We start from the raw sequence: 8,932 nt of genomic DNA on the forward strand, positions 1-8,932 counted from the left end.
TCTGTATTGATGTCTTCAAATCTTTTTGGCTGTGTGCCTCTGAATGCAAGCACGTACATGTTTTCATTTTTTGCCAGAAAGCATTGTGTGCTGCCTTTGGAAAAAGTGCTGACCAATTCAAATCCCCCGCTTTTCAAATTGAAAATCAGCCGAAAAAGCTCCTCTTCGCTGGTCTCAAATTCTATGTACGCTAATTTTGACATGACCGCCATCATCCACGCCACTCTATCTGAATACGCGGCTCTCATGATCAGCGATGTTGATTGTACAAGCCTTGGCTCGGCAAAGGCCTGTATGCTCTCGATCGTCTCAAAGTATTCTTTTTTTGCGTTCTCAAGTTTTTCTTGCGCGGCTGCTAATTTATTTTCCTGCAGTTTCATGGAATTGGTTGTCATGTATCCTCCAGATTTACGGACAAAATTATTAGCAACAATATACAGCAATATAACGATATTTACAATAGGAATTATCCGAAATGATCTGGGATACAGATGCTTTATCCAGTAAGTAGATCGGTCTTTATTCTGGTTCGATTGAAAAATGGAGGGGATACCCTTCAAGCCCTGCTGCGAAATGTGCCTTGTTGATTCGTTTTTCTGCTTCAGTTTTGGGAAGGGTTTGTACGTAGGCCGTCCCCTTGATGTGCGCCATGAGCATAATGTCCATTGCCCTGTCGGTGCCTAGATAAAAAATTGACGTCAGCACACGCACGACAAAATCCATCGGCGTAACATCGTCATTGTGGATAATGACGCGGTAAAGCGGCTCTAACTCGGTTTTTGTTTCTTCAGTGATAAATATCTCAGGTGTGACTTGTGATTTCATCACTTACACATTGCCTTTATTCCACGCATTGCCCAATCGAGTCATTTCATCTGCACTCAATAGAATATCTGCCGCATCGAAATTCTCTTTGATGTGCTGCGGATCGAACGACGTCGGAATGGTGATTACACGCGGCTGCATCACCAGCCATGCGAGCGCGATCTGGAACGGCGTGGCGGAATGTGCGTTTGTGATTTCCTTCAAAGTTTTATTAACTCGTATACTTCGAAACTTCACGGGCGAATAGGCTGTGACCAGAATATCATTTTGCTGACAATATTCGAGCACGCCGTTTTCCACATAGGAATGGTCGGGCAGGCTGTAGGGCACCTGGTTGGTAAGGATGGGCGTTTCAGAATATCCCTGTGACTGTTTGAGCAGTTTTAAATTGAAATTGCTCACCCCCAAATGTTTGACCTTCCCATCACGCACGAGTTTGTTCAATGCGGGAAAAGTCTTTTCAAGTTTCATTCCCCTGCCCGGCCAGTGGATGAGATACAGGTCAATGTAATCCATCTTGAGGCGGCGGAGGCTGTTCTCGCAGGATTTGAAAACATCATCATAGTTTAAATGTTCGGGCGAAACCTTGGATGTGATGAATAGATTTTCGCGTTTTGTATTTGACTCACGCACGGCGCGCCCGACCAACTCTTCAGAATGGCCAGCGGCGTAATATTCCGCTGTGTCAAAGTGGGTATAACCGATCTCCAATGCCGAGCGCAGCGCCGCGAGCGACTTCGTGTCCCAGGCAGGGTTCGGTAATGCTTCGCCACCGATCTTCCAGGTGCCGAATCCAATCTTGGGGAGGGTTATCTTATGGATGGTTTCGTATTTCATATTGAAAATCACGTCAACTTATAAATTCAGGGAAAGCCTTGACGATCTCACGATATTCCTTGGTGACCTCTTCCCAATCACCGCTGCCTGTAGTGATCGCCAGGTCAAGAGAGAGCAATCTTCCAACACATTGATTTCCCTGCACGAGTCGATCATCGAATTGCTTTTTGAACATCCCGCTAACGGTCGCGATAAAACCGAAAATTGCCACGAGGATACAGGCCAGTCTCCAGCCGCCGTCATTGCTTTGTGATGCGGCTTGGACAAATAATGTATTACCTCCAACGGCGGCAGTTAAGCCTGCCAAAAGGGTCGCGGCGGCGGGCGAGACAACATTAGCTATGAACAATTGAGAATCCGTCTTGCGAATACGGGCTGTTTTAATTTTTGCAGTGTCCAGGCTGGCTTTTACAGAATTGATGAATGCATCCTGGCTCTGTGTTCCCCTGTCCGTTTTTGTACTTTTTTCGTTTTCCATATTTGCCTCCAATATGATTTTAATGACTGCGGCTACTATACATCAATTATTATGACAAATCAACACAAAAGCCCGCCTTTTATCAAGACGGGCTTTTACTATCCACTATTCACTGTACTACACTGCAACTGCCAATTGCTCCTTGGCAGATTCAAATCCCCTGCGTAATGCTTCGTAATTCTTCGGAAGTAAATGTTGATGCCGCGCGGGCAAATGTGCTTTTAGGGCGGCTTGAATTGTTTCAAGTGTTACTTCGGGTAACGCTGCCAGCAATGCGCCAACTGTGACCATGTTGGTTAATTTCTTGTCACCGATCTGTTCCGCGATCTCATTGGCTGGGACGAATACCGTGTTGATATCAGTGCGTTTTGCGCCGCGATCCACCATGGACTGATTTACGACCAGTGTCCCGCCTGCCTGCATGACGGGTTCATATTTATCATAAGACGGCAGATTGAGCGCAATGACCAGCGGCGGATTCTTCACCAGTGGGGAACCAATTTCATGGTCTGCAATGACGACGGTGCAGTTTGCCGTGCCGCCGCGCATTTCAGGGCCATAGGATGGGATCCACGTCACTTCCTTGCCTGAATCCATGGCCGCATAGGCAATGACCTGACCTGCAAACAATACACCCTGTCCGCCAAAGCCTGAGATGATGATTTCTTTTTGCATGTGTTCACTCCGTTCACAGTGATTAGGGATTAGTTGAGTAGCATTTGGACGAAGCCTAATTACTTATTCCTATTTCCTAATTACCTAAACCTCCTCAACTTATATTTTTATCTGCTTTATCGCATCGCTGATCTTGTAATCGCCCAGCGGATAAAATGGCATCATGTGCTCTTCCACGAATTTCAACGAGTTAACAGGAGTCATGCCCCAGTTGGTTGGGCAGGTGGAAAGCAGTTCAACCATCGAGAAACCAAGTCCGCGTGCCTGGGTTTCGAACGCCATGCGGATCGCTTTCTTCGCGAGGCGAATATTCTTGGGGTCATGCAATGAGCGGCGCACGCAATACCCAACGCCGTCCAATGTTGAAAGCATTTCAGAGACTTTGATCGGATATCCTTGTGTTTCCACGTCGCGGCCATTGACTGAAGATGTGGTCTTCATACCTGGCAGAGTTGTCGGCGCCATCTGTCCGCCCGTCATACCGAAGTTGGCATTGTTGATGAAGATCACGGTGATGTTTTCACCGCGTGCGGCGGCATGTACAATTTCGCCCATGCCAATCGAAGCCAGATCGCCATCTCCTTGATAAGTAAAAACAATTCGGTCAGGCATTACACGCTTTACGCCAGTTGCCATCGCGGGGGCTCGTCCGTGCGGCGCTTCGACAAAGTCTGTATCAAAATAGTTATATGCAAATACCGAACATCCCACTGGCGCAACACCAATTGTTCTGTCGATCACGCCCATCTCTTCCAAAACTTCCGCCACCAAACGATGCGCCACACCATGCGTACAGCCCGGGCAGTAGTGGGTGGGTGTATCTGTAAAGCCTTCGGGTCTATCGTAAACTAAATTTTCTTTTAGCATTTTGCCTCTATACGTGCGCCATTCGTTCAAGCCATGCATCACGTGGGTGAACATCTGCGCTTAACTTGACCTTCGCGATGCGATGGATCTCGTTCAGGATCTCGTCAGGGAACGGAACGACTCCGCCCAGTCGCCCGTAGAATTCAACGGGCACGCGTCCTTTGACGGCCAAACGGACATCTTCCAACATTTGACCTGAATTCATCTCTGTGACAAGGAACGCCTCAGCCCGACCTGCGAGCTGGTCAATCACCTCATACGGAAACGGGCTGACAGTAATCGGCCTTAACAAACCCACCTTGATTCCCTCAGCGCGTGCCTCGCGGACAGCGGATAGTGCCACACGTCCCGCCGTGCCGAAGCCGACGATCACGATCTCTGCATCATCGAGGAAATATTCCTTATAACGAACTTCATTGGCCTGAATGGTCTTCCAGCGATTTAACAGCCGCAGATTCATTTTTTCTTCCGCCGCAGGTTCAATATAGATCGAAGAAAGGATCCGTCGTTCACGTTTGCCCATCTTGGCATCGGTATTCCAATCCCAATTTTCGCGATGGACTGGTTTCATCTCAGGCATTTCTGCGGGTTCCATCATTTGCCCCACACACCCGTCGAGGATGATCATGCAGATCGCGCGGTACTTCTCTGCCAAGTCAAAGGAAAGAACCGTTAAGTCAATTGCTTCCTGCACAGAAGCGGGGGCCAGTACGATCGGTTGATAATCGCCATGTCCGCCGCCGTGAACTGCCTGGTTGTAATCGCCTTGCGCGGGCGCGATGTTGCCGAGGCCTGGTCCGCCGCGCATTACGTTGATCAAGACTGCGGGCACTTCAGTTCCCGCGATATATGAAATTCCTTCCATCATCAGACTCACGCCCGGACTGGAGGAGGATGACATAACGCGCACACCTGTACAGGCCGCGCCGTAAACCATGTTGATCGCGCCAAGCTCGGATTCGGCTTGCACGAAAGCACGTCCCAATTCGGGCATACGCCGCGAAAGATATTCAAGCACTTCTGTTTGAGGAGTGATCGGGTAACCGAAGTACGCCTCAAGCCCCGCGCGAACGGCGGCTTCGGCAATCGCTTCGTTCCCTTTCCATAATTCTTTTGCCATTCAATTCTCCAAAATTAATTACCGCAAAGTACGCGAAGGTCGCTAAGAAAATCTTAAAGATTTTTTGCGCTCTTAGCGTTCTTGACGGTTTAATATTAAGCAGGTACTGGTACAGCCTTTGTTATTTCACGATAGACCGTGATCGCGGCGTCTGGACAAACTACCGCACAAATAGCACACCCCGTGCAACCGTCCTTGAACGTGTGCGCGGGGTGGTAGCCCTTGGGGGTGAGGTGTGACATATTTAGCTCTATTACATCCTGTGGACAGGCACTTATGCAAAGTTCGCATCCTTTGCAATATGTATCACTGACTTCGATCCAACCTTTAGCTGGCATTCAGTCTCCTTGTTTTATTCTCTTATTTGAGAAGTTAGACAGTAATTAGCGGGAATTCCCGCCTCCCTGATTATGTCGTTTTCCTACAATTGCGAGTAGTGCCAAGCGTCATAGACAAGAACGCCAAAGGTCATTGCTTTTTTGCTGGATGATTTTGAGGTTTACGAGGATTTCCTGCGTAGATTCTTCAAAATTGTACCGCCATCGTTAAAGCCAAGCGGGAGAAAAATTTGCAGAGTGTAAACGAATAAGTTTTCAATAAAGGCGAACATGCCGATCCAAAACCAATTTCCGCGCCAGAGAGGGAGAAGGAAGTAGAAAACAATGGAGAGTAATCCATTGATGATCGGTCCGCCCAATGCGCGGCGGATGTGAATAGATGGACTTAATTCAGGCTCATCTTTTGGATAGTGTGTGAGCGCAAAGACAGCCATTGCCCCGAATGTGACGCCTGTCATCGGGTGGCCGGTCCGTTTGGCAGCGTAGGCATGACCCAGGCTATGGATCAGCTCAAAGGTCCAGTGCAGAAGCGTGGCAATGAATCCCATCAGAAGCGCTTGGCTAAAAGGAATATTGAGTCCGGAACGTGCAATGACGGTGAATACGATCCATAAAACCAAAGTCCCAACAAACGCCAGCGGCAGGATTCCAATTTGTAGACCAAACAATTTTCCGAGATGGATCGTTTTCATTTTACATCCCAAGTAATTTCATTTCATGTTTGAGAGTTTCAGTAAGGCCATCTTTTAGCGGGCGCGGATCGTATCCAAGCTCGCGTTTGGCTTTGGCGTTGGTTCCAATATAGGTAACGCCCGCGATGACGCGTAACCCTTCGCCCGTGTAACTTTCAGGAACGGGAATGAATTTATCAAAGACATACATCATCGCAGACATCACGCGGATCATTCCCGCAGGCACGGCCATCGGCAGGCGAACTCCTGTGATTTCTTTGGCAATTCCCAGCGCATCGGTAAATGTATATGTCGGGCCGCAAATATTATAGCTCTCGCCAACTTTGCCTTTTTCCATGGCCAGCCAATGCGCGTGAGCGATGTCATCCACGTGCGCCCAAGAGAAGGCGGTTTGTTTGGGCATGACAGGCAATTGCTTTTTCAGATATTGGATCAATGAAACGCGTACACTGCTTGTGTCGCCAGGTCCATACACGAGGCCAGGCTGCACAATGACAAGCGGCAAACCTTCCTTGATCATTTTTACGGCAACATCATGTGCTTCGGCTTTGGTCTGGTCATAGATGCTGATATGTTTTCCGTTGAAATGATAATTCTCATCCGCTTCCACGCCATGCGTATCAGAGTTGACCGCGAGCGTGCTCGTGTACACACCTTTCGGGATATTCAGTTCTTTCATCAACTTCATCACATTACGTGTGCCTTCCACGTTGATGGCATACGCCTGTCTCTTATCCCGCACGCCGACTTTGTACCAGCCTGCCACATGGAAAACTCCGTCCACGCCCGTCATCGGCTTGCGCATGGATTCTTTCTCGGTCACATCGCCCTGATGCAGGGTTACACCCAATTGAGCAAGATCCTGCGCCTTGGCAGGGTTGCGCACAACGGCGATCACATCATGCCCCGCTTCCCGCAGTTGACGTGCCAGCCGTCCACCAATAAAACCTGTTGCGCCAGTGATAAAGTATTTCATGAGTTGATTCCTTTTTATGAGTTGAGTTGCCTCCCTATTTTATCAACTGTTTTACCATTCCCTTCACCATCGTTGGGACGATCAACTTATGGAATGGTTTCACTGGTAGAAAATACAATCGTCCCAGCCAATTGTGGATTTTGACAACTGTCGAAACAATGAGTATCTGATTTTGCTTGTCAAGAAACAACGAGACGCGAAAATCGAGATGCTTGTCGTCTTCACCCAAAATGATCTCATTTTCATTTTTGGCAAAGACTTTGAACAAGCCGACTCTTTCGCCGACCTCGTATTTGAAGCCCTGAAGGAGCGCATCCCGCTCCCCTGCGCCTGATGTCTTCAACCCAAGCAGTGAGACTACTCTGTTGCGGAGCGCGAAGAGCCAGCTGACCCACTCTGGGCCTGATGTGAAGAAGGACTTGCCAACCTGCTCGATGGTTAAATCAGTTGTGGAGAATATGGCGGAATAACTATCCAAATAATCGTGAGGAAGATTTTTCAGCAGAGACGATTCTGGCAGGCTTGATTTCATGCTTTGCCGATCATTCCCAAATGGGTATGCTGGAACGAATCTGAATGTTTCAAGCCGTAGCCTAAGATCCGATCCATGCTGGAATGACCAAACAAGATCAACCCTGTAAATTGGATGGGTTGGTTTGCAAGGATGATTCCCAACACAAATATGCTGATTCCCAGCGCTTTATGATGAATAAAGTTATACGTTCCGGCTCCAATCTGCGGGCTGACCAGATACCCGATCATGCTAATGTCAGGAGTCAATAAAAGTACGGGATACCACCACCAGGCGAAATCCAGTTTTGAGAAAAGAAAGATGGTAAGTGCGAACATGAATAGTTCTTCCAATTTCAGTAAATTTTTCATTGTGTTTCCCTTATCATGTCGTTACGAGGAGGATGTTCGGTCTCGATATTCTTTTAGGAGAGCGCCATGGTGCAGTTGAGATGAATTTAGTTTCTTTTCAGAAATTCACGGATGGAGATTGCCGCTGCCGCACCTTCGCCAACTGCGGACGCCACCTGTTTGATACTGTCGTGCCTCACATCGCCTGCGGCAAAGACACCCGCCATGCTGGTTTCAAAAGCAAGGCGCTCCTCACCCCTTTCCTTTCAGGCTGTCCATGGGCCAGATCATGTCCAGTAAGAATGAAGCCGTACTTGTCGGTTTTCACGGGATCTTTTTGCGAATTCTGCTTGGGTTTTGGCCGATGAAGATAAATGCCGCTTCAGGTTTAATTTCATCTTTTTCGCCGGTAGCTGAGTCATGAAAATTGATCTTCTTTAGCTTGGAGTTTTCGCCTTCAAACGAGTCAACCGCCACATTGAATTTAACCTCCACCCGTGAAGTTGGCTCGTTGATCTTATCGATCGCGATCTGGCTGGCAGTTAGTGTATCACCGCGCACCAGAAGTGTGACTTTCTCGGCAAAAGTCGTGAGATGCAATCCTTCTTCGCAGGCAGAGTTGCCGCCGCCAACGACAATAATGTTTTTGCGCCCATATAAAATGGACCATCGCAAGTGGCGCAAAAATGAATCCCTGCCGATGAAATTATCTTCACCTGGAACATCCAGCCTGCGGTAGGACGCGCCCGATGCGATCAATATAGCACGGGCGTGATAATGCTTTCCATCCGAGGTATAGACTTCGTTGTAGCCACCATCCGCTTCAAGTCTTTCAACATCCTGCGCCCTTGCAAATTTCCACACCAAAGCGTTTTGCCTGCTGGGTGACACGTTCACGAATTCCTCCACACTGATCCATCAAGAAAACGAAAGTATCCAGCCCCACAGTGATTCCCTGGGCCCAGCCCCGAGCGTTCGATCAGCAATGTGTCGGCGCCCTCTCTTGAGGCGTAGATGGAAGCGGTCAACCCTGCTGGCCCGCCTCCGATGATGATCAAATCGTAATATGTCTTTTTTGCTTCTGTCTTTAAGTTGAGTTTTTTGGCTAATTCAGCATTGGATGGCTCCACCAAAAATGAACCATCTTCAAAAACTATGGTGGGGATGATTCTCTTGCCGCCATTCTTCGCAATCACAAATGCTTCACCTTCTTTGTCCTCTTCAATATCCACCCAGTTGAACGGAATAAAGTTTTCGCCCAAA

13 protein-coding genes and 1 pseudogene are annotated in these 8,932 nt (G+C 48.3%); all 14 read right to left on the reverse strand.

The window, feature by feature from the left end:
- Nucleotides 1–395 (reverse strand): annotated as a pseudogene (locus IPL17_RS08085) (hypothetical protein); the annotation flags it as partial.
- Nucleotides 396–519: 124 nt separating this feature from the next.
- On the reverse strand, nucleotides 520–825 hold the full coding sequence (locus IPL17_RS08090; RefSeq protein WP_345306587.1) for an ATP-dependent Clp protease adaptor ClpS: 306 nt from the start codon (nucleotides 823–825) through the stop codon (nucleotides 520–522).
- A gap of 3 nt (nucleotides 826–828) precedes the next feature.
- Nucleotides 829–1,662, reverse strand: coding sequence for an aldo/keto reductase (locus tag IPL17_RS08095; RefSeq protein WP_345306575.1), 834 nt, complete (start codon nucleotides 1,660–1,662; stop codon nucleotides 829–831).
- Between the two features lie 13 nt (nucleotides 1,663–1,675).
- The gene (locus IPL17_RS08100) at nucleotides 1,676–2,140 is read right to left on the reverse strand and encodes a hypothetical protein (RefSeq protein WP_345306576.1); all 465 of its coding nucleotides are present in this window, start codon (nucleotides 2,138–2,140) and stop codon (nucleotides 1,676–1,678) included.
- A 117-nt stretch (nucleotides 2,141–2,257) separates the two neighbouring features.
- On the reverse strand, nucleotides 2,258–2,815 hold the full coding sequence (locus IPL17_RS08105; protein WP_345306577.1) for a 2-oxoacid:acceptor oxidoreductase family protein: 558 nt from the start codon (nucleotides 2,813–2,815) through the stop codon (nucleotides 2,258–2,260).
- Between the two features lie 99 nt (nucleotides 2,816–2,914).
- On the reverse strand, nucleotides 2,915–3,682 hold the full coding sequence (locus tag IPL17_RS08110) for a thiamine pyrophosphate-dependent enzyme (RefSeq protein WP_345306578.1): 768 nt from the start codon (nucleotides 3,680–3,682) through the stop codon (nucleotides 2,915–2,917).
- Between the two features lie 7 nt (nucleotides 3,683–3,689).
- Nucleotides 3,690–4,802: a 3-methyl-2-oxobutanoate dehydrogenase subunit VorB gene (gene vorB, locus IPL17_RS08115; protein ID WP_345306579.1), complete on the reverse strand. Its 1,113-nt coding sequence runs from the start codon at nucleotides 4,800–4,802 to the stop codon at nucleotides 3,690–3,692.
- Between the two features lie 95 nt (nucleotides 4,803–4,897).
- A complete protein-coding gene (locus tag IPL17_RS08120) occupies nucleotides 4,898–5,140 on the reverse strand; it encodes a 4Fe-4S dicluster domain-containing protein (RefSeq protein ID WP_345306580.1) in 243 nt (80 codons plus the stop codon).
- Between the two features lie 161 nt (nucleotides 5,141–5,301).
- Nucleotides 5,302–5,832, reverse strand: a complete 531-nt coding sequence (locus tag IPL17_RS08125) for a hypothetical protein (RefSeq protein WP_345306581.1) — start codon at nucleotides 5,830–5,832, stop codon at nucleotides 5,302–5,304.
- A 1-nt stretch (nucleotide 5,833) separates the two neighbouring features.
- Complete coding sequence (locus IPL17_RS08130; RefSeq protein ID WP_345306582.1) at nucleotides 5,834–6,808, reverse strand: NAD-dependent epimerase/dehydratase family protein; 975 nt, start codon at nucleotides 6,806–6,808, stop codon at nucleotides 5,834–5,836.
- 34 nt (nucleotides 6,809–6,842) lie between these two features.
- Nucleotides 6,843–7,340 (reverse strand): DUF2867 domain-containing protein, encoded by a 498-nt coding sequence (locus tag IPL17_RS08135; RefSeq protein ID WP_345306583.1) that lies wholly within the window; start codon nucleotides 7,338–7,340, stop codon nucleotides 6,843–6,845.
- On the reverse strand, nucleotides 7,337–7,690 hold the full coding sequence (locus IPL17_RS08140; RefSeq protein ID WP_345306584.1) for a DUF4260 domain-containing protein: 354 nt from the start codon (nucleotides 7,688–7,690) through the stop codon (nucleotides 7,337–7,339). Before IPL17_RS08140 ends, IPL17_RS08135 begins: the two co-directional genes overlap by 4 nt.
- Before the next feature lie 303 nt (nucleotides 7,691–7,993).
- Nucleotides 7,994–8,566 (reverse strand): NAD(P)/FAD-dependent oxidoreductase, encoded by a 573-nt coding sequence (locus IPL17_RS08145; RefSeq protein WP_345306585.1) that lies wholly within the window; start codon nucleotides 8,564–8,566, stop codon nucleotides 7,994–7,996.
- The coding region (locus tag IPL17_RS08150) for an FAD-dependent oxidoreductase (protein ID WP_345306586.1) at nucleotides 8,563–8,932 on the reverse strand (370 nt) is incomplete at its 5' end. The genes IPL17_RS08150 and IPL17_RS08145, both read right to left, overlap by 4 nt.

It is taken from the genome of Candidatus Villigracilis saccharophilus, assembly GCF_016711665.1.